Annotated in this window: 15 protein-coding genes; 9 read left to right on the plus strand and 6 right to left on the minus strand. The window is 65.0% G+C overall.

Annotated features, from left to right (window positions below; genetic code table 11):
- Nucleotides 1-19: 19 nt before the first annotated feature.
- Both BMI91_RS03075 and secG read right to left on the minus strand, forming a co-directional pair.
- Nucleotides 20-1663 (minus strand): CTP synthase, encoded by a 1644-nt coding sequence (locus BMI91_RS03075; protein WP_078519623.1) that lies wholly within the window; start codon nt 1661-1663, stop codon nt 20-22.
- A 184-nt stretch (nt 1664-1847) separates the two neighbouring features.
- Nucleotides 1848-2300 carry a preprotein translocase subunit SecG gene (gene secG, locus BMI91_RS03080; RefSeq protein ID WP_078603917.1) on the minus strand — a complete coding sequence of 151 codons (453 nt, stop codon included), beginning with the start codon at nt 2298-2300 and terminating at the stop codon, nt 1848-1850.
- Between the two features lie 291 nt (nt 2301-2591).
- Here secG and BMI91_RS03085 point away from each other — a divergent pair, with 291 nt between their 5' ends.
- Genes BMI91_RS03085 through BMI91_RS03095 form a run of 3 tightly spaced genes read left to right on the plus strand, consistent with a single transcriptional unit; the run spans nt 2592 to nt 5352 of the window.
- Nucleotides 2592-3887, plus strand: coding sequence for an adenylosuccinate synthase (locus BMI91_RS03085; protein WP_078539695.1), 1296 nt, complete (start codon nt 2592-2594; stop codon nt 3885-3887).
- Between the two features lie 4 nt (nt 3888-3891).
- Nucleotides 3892-4131, plus strand: coding sequence for a DUF2842 domain-containing protein (locus BMI91_RS03090; protein WP_078539696.1), 240 nt, complete (start codon nt 3892-3894; stop codon nt 4129-4131).
- A gap of 42 nt (nt 4132-4173) precedes the next feature.
- A complete protein-coding gene (locus BMI91_RS03095) occupies nt 4174-5352 on the plus strand; it encodes an amidohydrolase (RefSeq protein WP_078603918.1) in 1179 nt (392 codons plus the stop codon).
- Nucleotides 5353-5406: 54 nt separating this feature from the next.
- Here the strand turns inward: BMI91_RS03095 and BMI91_RS03100 are convergent, their stop codons facing one another.
- Nucleotides 5407-8253 carry a hypothetical protein gene (locus BMI91_RS03100; protein WP_078603919.1) on the minus strand — a complete coding sequence of 949 codons (2847 nt, stop codon included), beginning with the start codon at nt 8251-8253 and terminating at the stop codon, nt 5407-5409.
- Between the two features lie 141 nt (nt 8254-8394).
- Here BMI91_RS03100 and BMI91_RS03105 point away from each other — a divergent pair, with 141 nt between their 5' ends.
- Nucleotides 8395-9048, plus strand: coding sequence for a thiamine diphosphokinase (locus BMI91_RS03105; RefSeq protein ID WP_078547276.1), 654 nt, complete (start codon nt 8395-8397; stop codon nt 9046-9048).
- Between the two features lie 4 nt (nt 9049-9052).
- Here the strand turns inward: BMI91_RS03105 and BMI91_RS03110 are convergent, their stop codons facing one another.
- Nucleotides 9053-10003 (minus strand): LysR family transcriptional regulator, encoded by a 951-nt coding sequence (locus tag BMI91_RS03110; RefSeq protein ID WP_078519629.1) that lies wholly within the window; start codon nt 10001-10003, stop codon nt 9053-9055.
- A gap of 166 nt (nt 10004-10169) precedes the next feature.
- On the opposite strand from BMI91_RS03110, the gene BMI91_RS03115 reads away from it, so the two are divergent.
- Both BMI91_RS03115 and BMI91_RS03120 read left to right on the plus strand, forming a co-directional pair.
- Entirely contained in the window at nt 10170-11528 is a 1359-nt protein-coding gene (locus BMI91_RS03115; RefSeq protein WP_078603920.1) for an aminotransferase, read from the plus strand.
- A gap of 25 nt (nt 11529-11553) precedes the next feature.
- Nucleotides 11554-12453, plus strand: a complete 900-nt coding sequence (locus tag BMI91_RS03120) for an HNH endonuclease (protein WP_078603921.1) — start codon at nt 11554-11556, stop codon at nt 12451-12453.
- Nucleotides 12454-12504: 51 nt separating this feature from the next.
- On the opposite strand, the gene BMI91_RS03125 is transcribed toward BMI91_RS03120, so the two are convergent.
- Both BMI91_RS03125 and BMI91_RS03130 read right to left on the minus strand, forming a co-directional pair.
- Nucleotides 12505-13890, minus strand: coding sequence for a DEAD/DEAH box helicase (locus BMI91_RS03125; protein ID WP_078603922.1), 1386 nt, complete (start codon nt 13888-13890; stop codon nt 12505-12507).
- Between the two features lie 463 nt (nt 13891-14353).
- Entirely contained in the window at nt 14354-15733 is a 1380-nt protein-coding gene (locus BMI91_RS03130; protein WP_078603923.1) for an L-serine ammonia-lyase, read from the minus strand.
- A gap of 153 nt (nt 15734-15886) precedes the next feature.
- On the opposite strand from BMI91_RS03130, the gene BMI91_RS03135 reads away from it, so the two are divergent.
- From BMI91_RS03135 to gor, 3 genes are all read left to right on the plus strand, one after another.
- Nucleotides 15887-16903, plus strand: coding sequence for a Hint domain-containing protein (locus BMI91_RS03135; protein WP_146684003.1), 1017 nt, complete (start codon nt 15887-15889; stop codon nt 16901-16903).
- A gap of 85 nt (nt 16904-16988) precedes the next feature.
- A complete protein-coding gene (gene rpiA / locus BMI91_RS03140) occupies nt 16989-17774 on the plus strand; it encodes a ribose-5-phosphate isomerase RpiA (RefSeq protein ID WP_078519635.1) in 786 nt (261 codons plus the stop codon).
- A 142-nt stretch (nt 17775-17916) separates the two neighbouring features.
- Nucleotides 17917-19269: a glutathione-disulfide reductase gene (gene gor / locus BMI91_RS03145; protein WP_078603925.1), complete on the plus strand. Its 1353-nt coding sequence runs from the start codon at nt 17917-17919 to the stop codon at nt 19267-19269.
- Nucleotides 19270-19317 lie beyond the last annotated feature (48 nt).

Raw genomic sequence — 19317 nt, forward strand, 5'->3', positions numbered from 1 at the left:
TTTCGAGCTTGGGACCGGTTTACACCAACCGGCTCTGATCCCGCGCGGCCTTGATGAAGCCTGCAAACAGCGGATGCGGCGCGAAGGGCTTCGATTTCAGCTCGGGGTGGAACTGCACGCCGATGAACCACGGATGGTCCTTATGCTCGACGATCTCGGGCAGGCGGCCATCGGGCGACATGCCGGAGAAGGTCATGCCGCATTTCTCGAGCGGCTCGCGATACTTGATGTCGACCTCGTAGCGGTGGCGGTGGCGCTCTTCGATATCGGTCGAGCCGTAGACCTCGGCGACCTTCGAGCCCTCTTTCAGCGCGGCCGAATAAGCGCCCAGACGCATCGTGCCGCCCTTGTCGTCGGTCACCTTGCGCTCGACCCGGTGGTTGCCCTGCACCCATTCCTTGAGGTGATAGACGACCGGGGTGAAGCGCTTCTTGCCCGCCTCGTGGTCGAACTCTTCCGAGCCCGCATCGCTGACGCCCGCGAGGTTCCGCGCGGCCTCGATGACGGCCATCTGCATCCCCAGACAGATGCCCAGATAAGGCACGCCCTTTTCACGCGCGAATTGGGCCGCCCGGATCTTGCCTTCCGTGCCGCGCTCGCCGAAGCCGCCGGGCACGAGGATCGCGTGGTAGTTTTCCAGATAGGGCGCGGGGTCTTCGTTCTCGAAAATCTCCGCGTCGATCCATTCCGCCTTCACGCGGACCCGGTTCGCCATGCCGCCATGGGTCAGCGCCTCGGCGATCGACTTGTAGGCGTCTTCCAGCTGGACGTACTTGCCCACGATCGCGACGCGCACCTCGCCTTCGGCATGGTCGAGACGATCCATCACGTCTTCCCAGCGGCTCAGTTCCGGCTTCGGCGCGGGCGAGATGCCGAACGCGTCCAGCACCGCCTGATCGAGGCCCATGCGGTGATAGGCCAGCGGCGCCTCGTAGATCGACTTCAGGTCATAGGCCGGGATCACCGCCTCGGGGCGCACGTTACAGAACAGCGCGATCTTGCCGCGCTCTTTCTCCGGAATCGGCTGCTCCGAGCGGCAGACCAACACGTCGGGCTGCAGGCCGATCGAGCGCAGTTCCTTCACCGAGTGCTGCGTCGGCTTGGTCTTCAGCTCGCCCGACGCCGCCAGATAGGGCAGCAGCGTGAGGTGCATGAAGATACATTGGCCGCGCGGACGGTCCTGGCTGAACTGGCGGATCGCTTCGAAGAAGGGCAGCCCCTCGATATCGCCGACCGTGCCGCCGATCTCGCAGAGCATGAAATCGACCTCGTCATCGCCGACATCTAGGAAGTCCTTGATCTCGTTGGTGACGTGCGGGATCACCTGGATCGTTTTGCCCAGATATTCGCCGCGGCGCTCCTTCTCGAGCACGTTGGTGTAGATCCGCCCCGAAGAGATCGAGTCGGTCTTGCGTGCCGAAACCCCGGTGAAGCGTTCGTAGTGGCCAAGGTCGAGATCGGTCTCGGCCCCGTCATCGGTGACGAAGACCTCGCCATGCTCGAACGGGCTCATCGTGCCCGGATCGACGTTGAGATACGGGTCGAGCTTGCGCAGCCGAACCGAAAAGCCGCGTGCTTGCAGCAATGCCCCCAAGGCGGCGGATGCCAAACCCTTGCCGAGCGACGAGACAACGCCGCCGGTAATGAAGACATAACGTGCCATGAAGACCCCCGTGATCTGCGAAATTCGAATGGTTTCCCTGCCCCAAAGAGGGTCAGGATCACGGGATTTAATGCTTACACGATTCGCGGCCTGCCCGCAACCAGACCGCAAGCTATTGAGTTTGGATAGGACGCACCCGCAACGTTTTGTGGGTGCGAACCGGTTTTCAGGCTGATGTGACGGCTTAGTTGGCGGCGGGCGGCGTAACCGGACCGCTTTGCGTATCCGTCGTGGTTTCGCCCGCGTTTCCGCCGGTCGAGGAATCCGAACCGCTTGCCGGCGGCGGCATCACCACGTCGAGCGACGGCGTCGAGCCGGTCGTGTCATTGGCCGGCGTGGTCTCGGCCGGAGCGCTCTGCTCGGGCGCGGCGCTATCGAGCACCGAGCTGCTACCCGCTTTCTGCGCGGCCAGAACCGTCAGCGTCACCGAGGTCGCGAAGAAGCCAGCGGCCAGAACCCAGGTCACGCGAGTCAGCGCATTGGCCGCCTGCCGACCGGTCATCAGCCCGCCGACACCGCCGCCGGAGCTGTTGGACGACCCCATGCCGAGGCCACCCCCTTCGGAGCGTTGCAGCAGCACCACGCCAATCAGCAGCAGTGCGAGGATCAGATGGATCGAGAGAACGACGTTTTCCATGAACGGGTCGGGCCTTCTTTCTTGCGACGCGCCTATCTAGGCGGATGAGACTGAGGGTGCAAGGCCGCAGAGGTGTATTTTCGGCTTTCGCGGGGTCAAATCGGCACAGCCACGCAGCCTGCATCCGCCCTCCCCTTCGTTTTGGCCCAAATATCTCCGCCGGAGGCACCCGCCCCCTCGCGCGCGCGTCACGCGTGAATAGAGCGAACCACCTCTCGCAAATGCGGGCTTTCGCACCGCGCGCTCAGCCGCTATACCTCGCGCGGTTTTACACCTGCCAAGGAGAGAGCAATGGCCAATGTCGTCGTCGTCGGCGCCCAATGGGGTGACGAGGGGAAAGGCAAGATCGTGGACTGGCTCAGCGAGCGCGCGGATGTGATCGCGCGGTTTCAGGGCGGTCATAACGCGGGCCACACGCTCGTGATCGACGGCAAGGTCTACAAGCTCAACGCGCTGCCTTCGGGCGTGGTGCGGGGCGGCAAACTTTCGGTGATCGGCAACGGGGTCGTGCTCGACCCGTTCCACCTGCTCGCAGAGATCGAGAAGATCCGCGACCAGGGCGTGGAGATCACCCCCGAGACGCTGATGATCGCGGAAAACACCCCGCTGATCCTGCCAATTCACGGTGAACTCGACCGTGCCCGCGAGGAAGCGGCCTCGAAAGGCACCAAGATCGGCACCACCGGTCGCGGCATCGGCCCGGCCTATGAAGACAAGGTGGGCCGCCGTTCGGTCCGCGTGGCAGACCTCGCCGATGACGCGACGCTGGAGGCCCGCGTCGACCGCGCGCTGCAGCACCACGATCCGCTGCGCAAGGGTCTCGGCATCGAAGCCATCGACCGCGACGCGCTGATCGCAAAGCTCAAGGAAGTCGCGCCCGAGATTCTGAAATATGCAGCCCCCGTCTGGAAAGTGCTCAACGAGAAGCGCAAGCAGGGCAAGCGCATCCTGTTCGAAGGCGCGCAGGGCTCGCTGCTGGATATCGATTTCGGCACCTACCCCTTCGTGACCTCGTCGAACGTGGTCGCGGGTCAGGCCGCAGCGGGCACCGGTATGGGTCCGGGTGCGATCGATTTCGTCCTCGGCATCGTCAAAGCCTACACCACCCGCGTCGGCGAAGGCCCCTTCCCGACCGAGTTGGACGACGAAGACGGCAACCGCCTCGGCACGCGCGGCCATGAATTCGGCACCGTCACGGGCCGCAAGCGCCGCTGTGGCTGGTTCGACGCGGCGCTGGTGCGCCAGACCTGCGCGATCTCGGGCGTGAACGGCATCGCGCTGACCAAGCTCGACGTGCTCGACGGGTTCGAGACGATCAAGATCTGCACCGGCTATGAGCTCGACGGCGAGACGCTCGACTATCTGCCGACCGCCGCCGAAGAGCAAAAGCGCTGCGTGCCGGTCTATGAAGAGATCGAAGGCTGGGCCGAATCGACCGAAGGCGCGCGCAGCTGGGCCGATCTGCCGGCGGCGGCGATCAAATATGTCCGCCGGATCGAGGAGCTGATCGACTGCCCGGTCGCGATGCTTTCGACCTCGCCCGAGCGCGACGACACGATCCTCGTGACCGACCCCTTCGCGGATTGATCCGATGGCGCTGAGCTACAAGGCCCGACGCCGCCTCTCGCTGCTGGCCCTCGTCGTGGGGCTGCCCGCCTATATCGTCGTCGCGGTGACGGTGGTGAACTGGGCGGGCGCGCGCTGGGGGCGGCTGCCGATCTGGGCCGAGTTCGGCGTCTATGTCGTGCTTGGCTTGCTGTGGATCGCGCCGCTCAAGCCGATCTTCAAAGGCGTCGGCAAGGACGATCCCGACGATCCGTCGCAGCCGTGACACCCTCTGGCGGGCGCGCCGAAAAACGGGCAAATTAGCCCGATGACAAGCGCGCCCTGCCCCCTCCCGCCCGACAGCCTGACCAATTCCGACATCGCGGAACTGACCGCGTGGCGGCACCGTCTGCATCAGGACCCCGAGCTTTCCGGCGAGGAACGCGACACTGCCGCGCGTGTCGTCGCGATGCTGCTGCCGACCGCCCCCGACCGGACGCTGACCGAGCTTGGCGGGCATGGCATCGCCGCGATCTACGAGGGGGCGGAGCCCGGCCCGACGATTCTCTTACGCTGCGAATTGGACGCGCTGCCGATCCACGAGACCGGCACGCCGCCTTACCGGTCGAACTTTCCCGGCAAGGGGCATCTGTGCGGCCATGACGGTCACATGGCGATTCTCGCAGGCGTGGCGCGCTGGCTGTCGCGCAATCGACCCATCCGCGGCCGCGCGATCTTGCTATTCCAACCCGCCGAAGAGACGGGCGCGGGGGCTGCGGCCGTGATCGCCGATCCGCGCTTTGCCGAGATCGCGCCCGATCTCTCCTTCGCGCTGCACAATATGCCCGGCGTGCCCTTCGGGGCGGCGGCGCTGCAGGACGGGGTGATGAATTGCGCCTCGCGCGGTATGAAAATCACGCTCACGGGGTGGACCGCCCATGCCTCGCTGCCTGAAAGCGGTCGTTCCCCCGCCTCGGCGCTGGCCCGGCTGCTGACCGACCTGACGGCGCTCGGCAACGATCTGCACCAGAGCGATCCCGATTTCGCGCGCGTGACGATCACCCATGCGCGGCTCGGCGAACCCGCCTTCGGTGTCGCGCCCGGCGCGGCGGAGCTGTGGGCGACCCTGCGCACCCAGCGCGATGCGGGGATGGCGGGGCTCGTGGAGAAAGCCGAGGCGATGGTGCATGAGGCTGCCGAAGCGCTCGGTCTGGAGCGCGAGATCACCTATCACGACATCTTTCGCCATTGCGAAAATACTCCCGAAGCGACCAAAATTCTGCGCGCGGCGCTTGAGGCCGAAGGCATCGAAACCACCGAAACCGATCTGCCGATGCGCGCCTCCGAGGATTTCGGGCGTTTCGCCGATCATGGCCCTGCCGCGATGGCGCTTCTGGGCGCGGGCGACCGCCCGGCCCTGCACAACCCGGATTACGATTTCCCCGACGCGCTGATCGGCCCCGGCGCGCGCGTGTTGATCCAGTGCCTGCGCGCGCGGCTGTACTGATCCAATGAGAAAGGGCGGCCCCGCAGGACCGCCCCTTCTGATCTGTCGCCGGGCTTACTGCCCCGAGGCCATCTTCGCCTCGTCCCAGTAGCGCGAGGCTTCGGTGATCGCGTATTGGCCGCGCTTCACCTTAGTGATCTTGCCCTGACGCAGCAGGCGGCCGAAGACGCGCATCCGCTCTTCGCGCGGCACGTCAGCCGCATCGTCCATCACGGACAGCTTGCGCATGATCTGCGGCGGCGAGAAATGCGGGCGCCCTTCCACGGCCGAAGTATAGGCGGCGGCGGCTTCCAGCAGATCGGAGAGGCCCTGCGTGCCAAGGCTTTCCGCGAATTCGGCGAAGCTGGTCGCCTGCTCGGGATTCATCGGCGTGGCTTCGGATTCGTCGCCTTGGGCAGCGGCAAACTGACCTGCCGAGACACGGCGCGGACGGATCGCGGCGGCGGGCTGAGCAGCCGGCTGTTCGACCTCCTCGACCTCCGAGGCTTCCTCCGCATCGACGCGCTGCTCGGAAACCAGAACCAGCGGCGCGGGGCGCAACGGATCGGGACGGCGCGATGCCGTCTCGCCCGAGCTGACCGGGCGGCGCGGGCGCACGGCCTGGGTCAGATCGGCGCGGTAAGGCTCGGATCCGTCCTCATCCTCGACGCCCCCTTTCGCGGTGTCCTGACCCTTGGCAAGACGATCCGCAACGGTCGCGGCGACGGCGGCCTTGAGATGCGCGATCGCGGAGAAGCGGCGGCGGGTTTCGACGACTTCGGCCTGCTTGTCGGCCTCGGCCAGAAGGCGATCCACCTCGGCTTCGCGGTCGGTCTCTTCCTCGGAGAGCGACGCGGCCTCGCGCGCAGCAACCTCGGTCGGGGCTTCTGCCTCTTCCGTGTCTTCCGCATCGGCGGTTTCGACGGTTTCGGCCTCTGCCTCCGCGTCCTCGGCTTCGGCCTCTTCTGCGGCCTCGGCGTCAAATGCGGGTGCGAAGACGTCGGCGGAGATATCCTCGGCCTCATCCTCGGCGACGGTTTCGTCTTCCGACGCTTCGGCTTCGGCCTCTTCGGCGATGATCGCGTTGCCCAGAACCAGCACGTTTTGCGCGTCGAGCGATGCGGTTTTGGTGGCTGCTTCGGGCTCTTCCGCTTCGGGCGCGGCGGCCTCGTCTTGCGTCAGAACCAGCGGCGCGTCGACCGACTCGTCTTCCAGATCGGACAGGTCGATATCGGGCAGCTCGAGGTCTTCGTAGACATCTGCCTGCGCAACCGCCTCTTCCGGGGTTTCGTCAGCCGTCTCGATTTCGGCGCCGGTGAAGAGGTTCTCCATCTGCAGCGCGGCGAGTTCGCGCATGAGATCGGCTTCGGCCTCGGGCGAGAGGCGCCCCGGCATCCGGCTATCGCGATCACCTTCGTCCTGCGGCTGCTCTGCCTGCGGCGCGACCGGAGCAGGGCTGGCCTCCTCCGTCGTTTCGCTCAATTCGGCGGCCAGACGTGCGGCGAGGTCGTCATCCTCGGCCTCTGCCTCCAGCTCGGCCTCGGCTTCCACCTCTTGCTCGGCTTCGACAGCCACTTCGGATGCCTGTTGCGCGCCGTCGCCCTCGATCTGCTCGGCAGCCGGGATCGACTGATCCTCTGCGCTGTCTGCCGTGGCCGCGTCGTCGGTCTGCGCCGGAAGCTCTTCCGAAGCGTCCGCTGCGACCTCCGCAGTCGCGGCTTCGATCGTTTCGCGGCGGCGTACCTTGATCACACGCGCGCGCATCCGCGGCGCGGCGAGCGCGTCGGCCTCAACGGTGGTGTCAGCCGAGGTCTCTTCGGTTTGATCCTCGGCCTGTTCGACCGTTTCCTCTTCGGTCGCACCGAGTTCTTCGGCTGCGGCCTTGAGCGCGGCGATGCGTTTGGCACGCTTGGCCGAACGGCGCGCGCGGCGGGCCGCCTGACGGCGCCCCATCTGGTCGTCGGTCGGGCCAAACGCGGCTTCGGCTTCGTCGGCAGCGTCCTCTTCCGAGGCAACGGTTTCGGCTGCTGCGATATCCTCGGCGTCAGCCTCCTCCGTTTCGGCGACAGGCTCTTCCTCGGTGACGACGTCTTCGTCTTCGCGAGCTACTTCCGTCGCTTCTTCGTTTTCTTCCGCGATCTGTTCGAGTGCGGCGTCTGCCGAGGCTTCTGCTGCCACCTCCGCCTCGGGCATCTCGGCCTCGGGCTGCGTGGGTTCGGAGGCTTCGGGTTCGATTTCCTCGGCGCTCAGCGGGCCGGAAATGTCGAGGTCATAGCCGAAATCTTCGGCTTCGCTCGACGGTTCGGTCTCGAAGCGGTCCAGAAGCGCCTCGGGGGCGGAAACGGGTTCGTCTTCCTCGGCGAAGCTGTCGGCCTGAAGCTCGCGAGCGCGGGCCACGGCTTCGCGGATGCGCTGCAGCTTGGCGGCAACGGTTTCCGGCTGCGCGAAGCCTGCTTCGGGTTCGACGGGCTGGGTTTCAATCTCGGGCTCGGGCCGCTCTGCGACCGGTTCGGGCGCGGCTGCCGGCTCGGGCGTCTCGGCGACCTCCGGCTGTGCGGGCGTTTCGGCGGCAGGCGCGGTGTCTTGCGGCGCTTCCGACGTCACCAGCGGCTCTTCCTGAGCGGGTGCGGGCGCCTCGTCGGCTGCAGCCTCGCCACCCAGAAGGGTGTCTTGCTGGCGCAGAACAACGCCGTTTTCCTGAATTTTCGCTTCGACCCGGCGCTGAATTTCGCGCTCTGCGATACGGTGAAGCATCTCCGCATCAGGCTGGGGCGGCTCTGCACCGAAATACCGGTCGTCGGCAGCCAGATCGCGGAAATACTCCGCAATCGCCTTCATCGTGTTGAAAGGCTCATCAAATCCTTCCAAGGTGCACGAAAAGGTGCCGTAGGATACGGTCAGGATCTTGCTCGCACCAACCATGGACCACTCGCTTTCTATTGGACCTCAATGCGTCGACATTCCTGTCCAACTGGTTCTTTCGCGTGGACGAAAGAAGGCATTTGAAAGGTTTTTTACCGGTCTCGATTGTCTTTCTTTGCCACAATCGTCATCAATCAGCCCATGATTAGCAGTATTGTCCATTCGTCAACCGGGGTTTCGCTTCTCGGCGCCGGCGCAGTTAACCATGCGGATGTTGACGAAGCGTTGACAATCGCCCCCTGTCTCGTGGCCGCAGATGGCGGTGGAGATCGGGCCTTGTCGATGGGTCTCGAGCCCGAAGCGGTGATCGGCGATCTCGATTCCCTGTCGGATGCGGCGCGCACGACACTTGGCCCGCGCGTGCATCAGGTGGCCGAGCAGGACAGCACCGATTTCGCGAAATGCCTGCAACGGATCAAAGCGCCGTTCATCCTGGCGCTCGGCTTCACGGGGATGCGGCTCGATCACACGCTGGCCGCGATGACTGACCTGATCCGCACGCCGCACCGGGTCGTGATGCTGGCCGAGGAAGAGGTGATCTTCCGTTGTCCCCCGTCCCTTTCGCTGGATGTGACGGAAGGCACGCGGGTCTCTTTGTTTCCATTCGGCGAGGTAAAGGCGCGCTCGGAAGGGCTGCAATGGCCGCTGGACGGGATCGGCTTCACGCCCGCCGAGCGGGTCGGCACATCGAACCGGGCGACGGGGCCTGTGCGGATCATGTTGGAGGGGCCAGCCCTGATGATGCTGCCGCGCGAGGAATTGGCCGCCGCCCTGACAGGTCTGGGGATCGGCTGAGGCGCTAGCCCGCCTCGACCCGCAATGTCCCATCCAGCCACGGCGCTTCTTCCAGCGCCGGTCCGACCACGCGTTCTTGCAGCAACGCCCGCAGGCGGGCAGCCACTTTCGCGGGCCAATCGGCCATCATCCCGTCGCGCGCCGCCAGCACGATGCGTCGGGTCAGGGGCGGCCCGTCGAGCGGCGACAGCGCCAGCCCCGCGCGCGGCGCATGACGCACCGCCGAGGGCGTCAGGATCGTCCAGCCCCGCCCCGCCGCGACCAGCGCGAGGATCGCGGGATAGCTGTCGAGTTCCAGTTGATGCGGCGGCGCCTTGCCCGTTTGCGCGAGATGCGCGGCGATCTGGCGCCCCATCAACGTGCGCTGGGAATAGTGGATCAGCGGCAGCGACGGATCTCTTTTCGCAGGTGCATCGGCGGGATGAATGGCGAGGAACGGTTCGGTCAGAAGCGGGTGCAGCTCGATCCCGTCGAGCGCCGCGCCCTGCGGCTCGGCCGCAACGGCGACATCCAAGCCGCGCGCTTCGAGCTTCGACAGCAGCCGGTGGCTCGGCCCGGTTTCCAGCTCGAACCGGCAGGTGCTGAGCTCGTCGGCCATGCCCGCCAGCAGAAGCGGCGTCACCTCGGCCTCGAAATCCTCGATCATGCCCAGCCGGAAACTCGTGAGCCCCGCCGGATCGGCCTGCCCCACCCCGGCACGACCGCGGGCCAATTCGTCCAGCATTGCCTCGGCATGAGGCAGGAAAGCCCGCCCCGCTGCCGTCAAAGCGAAAGGTCTGGCCGAACGGTCCACGAGCTCCGCGCCCAAGGCTCCCTCCAGACCCGCAAGCTGCTGGCTCACCGCCGAGGCCGAAACGCCCAAGCGGCGCGCGGCTGCGGTGGTCGCGCCTTCCTCCGCCGTGGCCACGAAGACCTCGACCGCCCAGAGGCTGATGCGCGGATTGGGGGCGGGCATGGGAGGCTCCGTGATCGGGGAGGCGATAAGGCTTGAGGCGCAGACTGCCCTGCCCCGCCCCGGCGCGCAAGCCATGCGGCATCCTGGCACATCGCGGACCATTGACGCCGACCGCGCCGCGGATAGCCTCGCTTTCATCCATCGCCCATCCCGGAGGAGTCGCGAGATGAAAGACCAAAGCTGGCAGGCCCGCGCCGATGCGCATAGCTTCTACGGTTTCACCGATCTGCCCACGATCCACGATCGCGGCGCGGTCGTCGTGACCCATGGCGAGGGGCCGTACATTTTCGACACCGAGGGGCGGAAATATCTCGATGCGAATTCGGGGCTCTGGAACATGGTCGCGGGGTTCGACCACTCCGGGCTGATCGAGGCGGCACAGGCGCAATATGCGCGTTTCCCCGGCTATCACGCCTTCTTCGGTCGGATGTCGGATCAGACGGTGATGCTGTCCGAGAAGCTGATCGAGGTCTCGCCTTTCGAGGACGGCAAGGTGTTCTACACCAACTCCGGCTCCGAGGCGAACGACACGATGGTCAAGATGCTCTGGTTCCTGCATGGGGCCGAGGGCAAACCGCAGAAGCGCAAGATCCTGACCCGCAAGAACGCCTATCACGGTGTCACGGCGGTCTCGGCTTCGATGACCGGCAAGCCCTACAACTCGGTCTTCGGCCTGCCGCTGCCGGGGTACCTGCACCTCACCTGCCCGCATTACTGGCGCGAGGGCCACGACGGCGAGACGGAAGAGCAATTCACCCAGCGCCTCGCGAATGAGCTGGAAGCGACGATCATCAAGGAAGGCGCGGACACGATAGCGGGCTTCTTCGCCGAGCCGGTGATGGGTGCAGGCGGGGTGATCACGCCACCCAAGGGCTATTTCCAGGCGGTCGCGAAGATCCTCAAGAAATACGACATCCCGCTGATCTCCGACGAGGTGATCTGCGGCTTCGGGCGCACCGGCAACACATGGGGCTGCGAGACCTATGACTTCCAGCCCGACGCGATCATCTCGTCGAAGAACCTCACCGCCGGGTTCTTCCCGATGGGCGCGGTGATCCTCGGCCCGGAATTGTCGGACCGCCTGCAGGCGGCCTCCGAGGCGATCGAGGAATTCCCCCACGGCTTCACCGCCTCGGGCCACCCTGTCGGCTGCGCGATTGCGCTGAAGGCGATCGACGTGGTGATGAACGAGGGGCTGGCCGAGAATGTCCGCCGCCTGAGCCCGCGGCTCGAAGCCGGCCTCGCCCAGATCGCGCAAAACCCCAATATCGGCGAGCTGCGCGGCGTGGGCTACATGTGGGCGCTGGAAGCGGTGAAGGATCGCGAGAGCAAGACCCCGTTCGACGGGTCGCTCTCGGTCTCGGAGCGCATCGCCAATGCCTGCACCGATCAGGGACTGATCTGCCGACCCCTGGGGCAATCGGTGGTGCTGTGTCCGCCCTTCATCCTGACCGAGTCTCAGATGGACGAGATGTTCGAGAAGCTGGAAACGGCGCTGAAGAAGGTGTTTGCGGAGGTGGGGTGAGGGCTACCTAAAGAGAGCGAGCTGCATGACAATTTCCAGCGGCCTCAACTGGAACGACACGCGCTGCATCGTTTGCATGCAAGAAGCGGATCTCTCCATCGAACATATTATTCCCCGAAGTATTGGCGGGATACTGACGTGTCGTTTTCTGTGCAAAAGCTGCAACGAGCGGTTCGGCGCCGGGTTCGAAGCCGATGCTCGGATTGCCCCCGAGATACGCAAAGCTGCGGGTCAGCATGGCGAAAGCATCAGCGATTTGCGCGACCGCCTCGAAGTTGGAGCGAGATATAAGCAAAGTTTCGGTGATAACGATAGAACGGCAGAGCTGCGAAAAGATCGAGTGCTTGGAGCAGCGAAATTAAATGACAGCTCTCTCATTGTCCCCGAGATGGAAGCCGCACAAAAAATCCGGTCCATCCTGGGGAAAAGTGGCGCCTCAGATCGCGAGATAAATAGTGCTGTGAAAAGCTGGGAAGCAGCTCCGCCGAATACGGAGGTGGACCTCGGACACGGAGTCTTCATCAAAAGGTGGCAAAATCACCCGGCTCGTCCAACATACGATGAGCCTGCGCTAAGTCCAATTGTGCCTTTGAAGATTGCGTTTGAATTCGTCTCCCTCATTCTTGGCGGGGCCGTTTATCTGCGCAACCACACACTTCAAGAAGTCAGACGTATCCTGACCGATCAAGATGAAGCCAGCGCAGATGCCCTGATTGAGGTGGGATTGGCTACCGCGAGCGCCCCATTTCACGGAATTGCGTTTCAAGGAAACCGACCAAATGCTCAGGTCCAAGTCCGTTTGTTTGGGACTCTCAGCTTCACTGTGGAGTTTCCGGGTTTAGGCATCAAGACGGCCCCGATAACTTACACCCATGACCTTCGCACTGGGGTTGAGGAAATACGCAGCAAAGCCCGCAACAGCTGACAGCGTCTTATTAGCAAAAGGCCGCGTCCCTTGACGCGGCCTTTCCAATTCTTACGCGCTCGCAGCGCCTGCATTGCGCCGACGCGGGCGACGCCGCTTCGGCGAGGCGTTGCCACCGGCATCGACCTTGGGCTTGGCGTCAGTGCGGGGTTTCGAGCGCGCCTGGGCCTGAGCTTGACCTTGCGGCTGACCCTGCCCCTGCGGTTTGCCCTGAGGCTTGCCGCCGCGACCCTTGTTGCCGCCGGAGCGCGGACCGCCGCGACCGCGGCCGCGGGCTGCGCGGGCGGAGGGGCGCACTGCCGCAGAGGGGCGTTCGCCGCTCGCAGTCGGGATCTCGATCTTCATCAGCTTTTCGATCTGCAGGAAGTTATCCGCCTCGTCCGGCGAGCAGAAGGCAATCGCCTCGCCCTCGCGACCGGCACGCGCGGTCCGGCCAATGCGGTGGACATAGGCGTCCGGCACGTCGGGCAGGTCGAAGTTCACGACATAGGACACGCCCGGAATGTCGATCCCACGCGCAGCCACATCGGTCGCGACCAGCACATTGACCTTACCATCGCGGAAGCCCTTGATCGCGCGGTCACGCTGGCCTTGGCTCTTGTTGCCATGGATCGATTCCGCGTTGTAGCCATCGGCGCGCAGGCTCTTCATCAGCTTCTCCGCGCCGTGCTTGGTGCGGGCGAAGACGAGCGTCAGCGCACCCATATCGGCCGAGAGAATATCGCGCAGCTTGCGGGCCTTCTCGGCCTTGGAGTCGAGGAAGTGCACCGATTGGGTGATCTTGTCGGCCGCTTTACCGGGGGGCGAGACCTGCACGCGCTTGGGATCGGTGAGGTAGGCTTGCGAGATTTCTTCCATCTGCTTCGGCATCGTGGCTGAGAACAGCAGGGTCTGGCGCGGCGTGCCAAGGCGCGACGCGATCTTGCGCAGCGCATGGATGAAGCCGAGGTCGAGCATCTGGTCGGCCTCGTCGAGCACCAGATGGCGGGTGTAGCGCAGGTCGACCGCGCCGCGATCCATCAGGTCGATCAGACGGCCGGGGGTGGCGACGAGAATGTCGTTGCCGCGATGCATCATGGTGATCTGACGGTTGATCGACTGGCCGCCGACGACGGTGGCCACGTTCATCTTGGTGCCCTGAACGAGCCCCGCGAGGTTGTCGGCGATCTGGTTCACCAGCTCGCGGGTCGGCGCAAGGATCAGCGCCTTGCAGGTCTTGGGCGAGGGTTTGCCCTGCTGCGCCATCAGCTTGTCGATGAGCGGCAGGCCGAAGGCCAGCGTCTTGCCGGTGCCGGTCTGGGCGAGGCCCAGCACGTCATGGCCCGCAAGAACCAGCGGGATCGCCTTTTCCTGAATCGGGGTCGGCTGGGTGAACTTTGCGCGTGCGAGCGATTTGAGAATGGCCGGGGAGAGCCCCAGCGAAGAGAAATCGGACAATGCCTATCCTTTATGGCCGAGGCTCCCGACACGGGGATGCGCACGGCGATCAGCCCGGACGGGATTGTCCGGAGCGCAGGTTGACGCAGACCTCGGGACAGGCGGGCTAGTCCCGCGTGGTCCGGTCTTGCGTGTCAGAACCCTGCGTGAATGGGAACTCGGGAGGTATCGCCGATGCGCCTCTCTCGGGCGCGGCTTGCTCACGCGGCAGCGCGGCGATTGGGGGTAAATGCGCGTGATGGCGCGAAAAGTCAAGGGGGAGCGTGTTTTGAGGGTCTTCATTGGAGTGATGCCCGCCAGGGCGACCAGCCCGGGCCGCGCCCGACCTCCCCCCGGGAGGGCGCATCTACGCAAGCTGCGCGCGCTCGGCTTTCGGGAGAGGTGGCACGATAAAGTGCAAACCACCTAGCGAGCATGCGCCCACCCGAGGTCGAGCGCAGCCCTCAGCACGAATGAGGCACCCTCAGCAGTTCGGCACGTTCACCGCCAGCCCGCCGAGGCTCGTCTCCTTGTAATGCTCGTGCATGTCGCGGCCCGTCTGGCGCATCGTCTCGATCGCCGCATCCAGCGGCACGAAATGCGTGCCGTCCCCGCGCAGTGCCAGCGAGGCCGCCGACACCGCCTTGATCGCGCCCAGACCGTTGCGCTCGATACACGGCACCTGCACCAGCCCTTTCACCGGATCGCAGGTCATGCCGAGGTGATGTTCCAGCGCGATCTCGGCCGCGTTCTCGATCTGCTCAGGCGTGCCGCCCAGCACGGCGGCCAGTCCCGCCGCCGCCATCGCCGCCGCCGATCCGACCTCTGCCTGACAGCCGCATTCCGCCCCCGAGATCGAGGCGTTGGTCTTGATCAGACCGCCAACCGCCGCCGCGGTCAGCAGAAAATCGGGGATCTTCGCGGAAGAGGCCGAGGGCACATGATCGAGCCAATACCGGATCACCGAGGGCATCACGCCCGCCGCCCCGTTCGTGGGTGCGGTGACGACCTGCCCACCGGCGGCGTTTTCCTCGTTCACCGCCATCGCATAGGCCGAGATCCAGTCATTGATCTGATGCGGCGGTGCGAGGTTCTGGCCCCAATCCGCCTTCAGGCTCTCGTGGATCGCCTTGGCGCGGCGCTTCACCCGCAGGCCGCCGGGCAACTCGCCTTCGCTGGTCAGACCGCGCTCCATGCAATCGCGCATCGTGATCCAGATTTTCTCGAGACCTTCGTCGATCTCCTTTGGCCCCCGGAAGCGCGCCTCGTTGCGGCGCTTCATCTGCGCGATGCTCTGCCCCGAGGCATGGGCCATCGCCAGCATTTCCTCGGCGGTCTTGAAGGGGAACGGCACCGGGCTCGGCGCGTCGCGGGCGGCATCGTCGACGGCGGCCAATTCGGCCTCGGTGCGCACGAAACCGCCGCCGATCGAGTAATAGACCTCGTGCATCAACACGTCGCCCTGCGCGTCGCGCGCCTCGATCACCATGCCGTTCGCATGGCCGGGCAGAGACGTGTCGTAGTCGAAGATCAGATCGGCCTCGGGGTCGAAAGCCAAAGGCGGCAGGCCCTCAGGTTTCAACAGGTGGTCGCGCGCATTCGCGGCCAGCAATTTCTCGGCCAGATCGTTATCGTAGCTCTCGGGCACCACGCCTGCGAGTCCGAGGATCGCCGCCCGGTCCGTCGCATGCCCCTTGCCGGTGAAGGCGAGCGAGCCGTGCAGGCGCACCCGCACCCCATGCGCGGTGAAGGGCGAGACCCGGAGCGCGTCGAGAAACCGCGCGCCCGCCACCATCGGCCCCATCGTATGCGACGAGGACGGCCCGACGCCGATCTTGAAGATATCGAAGACGCTCAGAAACATGCGACCTCCCTGCCCTGATTTTGGCCCAGACTGCCGTGTTCGCCCCCGGATCAACAGCCCCAAAACGACCCCGCCACGCGCAAAAGCAACATCGTTGACGCGATATTCAGGATTATCGCTCAGCCTGAGCGGCGAAAGGCTGTGGTGGGCACGATGCCGATTTTCGGTGCATGGCAATTTTCGGACCTGATCGTATCGGGCCCGGACCCGTTCGGGTCGAACGCGTTGGCGAATGCCGATGCGGTGGGTGCGACCAGCTTCACGATCGATGCCGCTGCTGCGGTGCAGATGATCGATCTGACTGATGACGACGCCAATCTCGAGGATGCCGACGGCTCGCAGGAACTCTCCCTACCCACGACATTCGACGGCATCGCCTGGGGCGCAGGTGCGGCGGGCGATGTCGAGATCGAATACAGCTATGTCATTCGTCCGGCGGGCTCCGCCGATCCGGCCGACAATATCACGATCTTCGTGCTAGAATTCGAAGGCGACGTTCATGGCATCGCGTCATCTCAGCGCCTTTTCGCGGGGCAAACCTACGACATCGTCGCAATCGACAGCAACGATCCGGTCATTCCTTATAGCGATCTCGCGGTCTGTTTCGCGCGCGGCACCCGGATCGCGACCAAGCAGGGCCCCGTCGCGGTGGAGGATCTGCGTCCGGGCATGAAGGTGCAGACCGCCGATAATGGCTATCGCGAGTTGATCTGGACGGGCCGCTGGCGGATGACGGGGCGCGACGAGAACGCGCCGATCCGCGTCGCGAAAGGCGCGCTTGGCAATGACCGCGCCTTCGAGGTCTCAGCTCAGCACCGGCTGCTGGTTCGCAGCCGCGCGGGCGTCCTTGGCGGGCGGGAGCTTCTGATCCCGGCCAAGGGGTTACTCGATCTGCCGGGGATCGCCCGCGCGCCGCGTCCGCGCATCGAATGGCTGCATCTGCTGTTCGAGGCGCATGAGATCGTCTTCGCGGACGGGGCGGCCGTGGAAAGCCTGCTACCCGGCCCGATGGCGCTGCGCGGGGTTGGCCCGCAAGAGGCCGCGCGGCTGCGTGCGCTGATGGCGGGGAACCCGCTCCTTACCCAGCCCGCGCGCCCGATCCTGCCGCCGGGGCAGGCGCGACGCCACGCCAAGCAAGCGGGCGGGATGCGACAATTCCTCCTGCGCTGAAGACAGGCCGACAAAGCCCTCGCCTGAGCGGTTGTGATTGCCTATAAGCGTCGGCAACTCAGACTGCCCATGAATGGAGTGCCAAATGGCTGCCGACCTTTCCCCGATCGACAAGGCGAAATTCGCCGCCGCCCGCCGTGCCGTTGACCTCGTTGAAGACGGGATGCGTGTGGGCCTCGGCACCGGCTCGACCGCTGCATGGATGGTGCGCTGCCTTGGCGAGCGTATCCGCGACGAAGGTCTGCAGCTGATCGGGGTGCCCACCTCCACGCGCACCGCCGATCTCGCCCGTCAGGTCGGTATTAAGGTCGTGGCGCTCGACGAAGCGAAATGGCTCGATATCACGATCGACGGGGCAGACGAATTCGACCCCGACCTGAACCTGGTGAAGGGTGGCGGCGGCGCGTTGCTGCAGGAAAAGATCGTGGCCACCGCCTCCGATCAGATGGTCGTCATCACCGACGCCTCCAAGGAAGTGAACCATCTGGGCGCCTTCCCCCTGCCCGTCGAGGTCGTCCCGTTCGGCTGGCAGGTCACCCGCGCGCTGATCGAGGAACTGCTGGATTCGATGGACGTGATGGGCCGCCAGACTTCGCTGCGCCTGAACGGCCAGCAGCCCTTCGTGACCGATGAGGGCAATTACATCGTCGATCTGCATCTCAACCGCATCGGCAACCCGCGTCAGCTGGCGCTGGTGCTGAACCAGATTCCCGGCGTGGTCGAGAATGGCCTGTTCATCGACATCTGCGACAAGGTCATCATCGGCGGTACCGACGGCAAGGTCGAAATCCGCGACATCAATGAGGGCACGGTGGCCAACGAGACCATCGAGTTCGCCGAGGACGAGAATATCTTCCGCGATATGGACTGATCTTGGCGCCGGACGCGCGCCTCGGGGATGCAACGCTGTGACGCATCCCCGCCTTGCGCGCGTCTTTCCGTCCCCGCCTTGCTCCTGAGCGCATGGACCGCTAAGCCAAGACGCAAGGAATATCAGGAAGGAAGGCGCCCCCATGAGCTTCGACTACGACCTTTTCGTCATCGGCGGTGGCTCGGGCGGGGTGCGCGCGGCTCGAATTGCCTCGGGCCATGGCGCGCGCGTCGCACTGGCCGAGGAATACCGGATGGGCGGCACCTGCGTGATCCGCGGCTGCGTCCCGAAGAAACTGATGGTCTTCGCCTCCACCGCGCCGGCGGCTATCGAAGAAGCCCGCGCCTATGGCTGGAGCGCGGATGCAGGTCAGTTCGACTGGCCGGGTTTCCGCGGCAAGCTGGATGCGGAGCTTCACCGGCTCGAAGCGATCTATCGCAAGGGGCAGGAAAACGCGGGCGTGAAAGTCTTCGATCAGCGCGCCACCGTGTCCGGCCCGCATGAGGTCACGCTGGCCGATGGCACGAAAATCTCGGCCAAGCATATCCTCGTCGCGGTCGGCGGGCGGCCCTTCGTGCCCGAATTCCCCGGCTGCGAGTTGGTGATGACCTCGAACGACATCTTCAAGCTCGACACCCTGCCCGAGCGCATCCTGATCGTCGGCGGCGGCTATATCGCCTGCGAATTCGCCTGCATCCTCAACGGATTGGGCGTGCAGGTCACGCAATACAACCGCTCGCCGCTGCTGCGCGGCTTCGATGGCGAGGCGCGCGATCTGATCGTGGATCAGATGCAGGCGAGCGGCATCGACATTCACACCCATGTCGTGATCACCGAGATCGAGAAGACCGAGAACTGCCTGAAAGTGACCTGCGGCGACGGGCGCGAGGACGAGTTCGACGCGGTGCTCTACGCGACGGGCCGCACGCCGAATACCGAAGGGCTCGGCCTCGAGACCGCCGGCGTGGAGCTGGGCGAGCGCGGTGAGGTCATGGTCGATGAATGGTCGCAGACCAACGTGCCCTCGATCTTCGCGGTGGGCGATGTGACCGACCGCATCAACCTGACCCCGGTCGCGATCCGCGAGGGCCACGCCTTCGCCGATACCGTCTTCGGCGCCAATGCCCGCGCCTCGGATCACGAGCTGGTGGCCTCGGCCGTCTTCACCCAGCCCGAATTCGGCACCGTCGGCATCACCGAGGAAGAGGCAGAGGAACGCGGCAATGCCGAGGTCTACGTCTCGAGCTTCCGACCGATGCGCTCTAGCTTTGCAGGCTCTGACGCGCGGGTGCTGATGAAATTGATCGTTTGCCGCGAGACGCGCTGCGTGCTGGGATGCCATATCGTCGCCCCCGAAGCGGGCGAATTGATCCAAATGGTCGGCATCGCCGTCAAAATGGGGGCAACCAAGGAACAGTTCGACGCGACTTGCGCGGTCCACCCGACCATGGGCGAAGAGCTCGTGACCATGCGGAACCCTGTAAGACATTATTGAAATCACGGAAAAGATACCCAACTGTCCGACAAGATAACGGAAAGGTGA

It is taken from the genome of Thioclava sediminum, from assembly GCF_002020355.1.
Classification (GTDB): Bacteria; Pseudomonadota; Alphaproteobacteria; order Rhodobacterales; family Rhodobacteraceae; genus Thioclava; species Thioclava sediminum.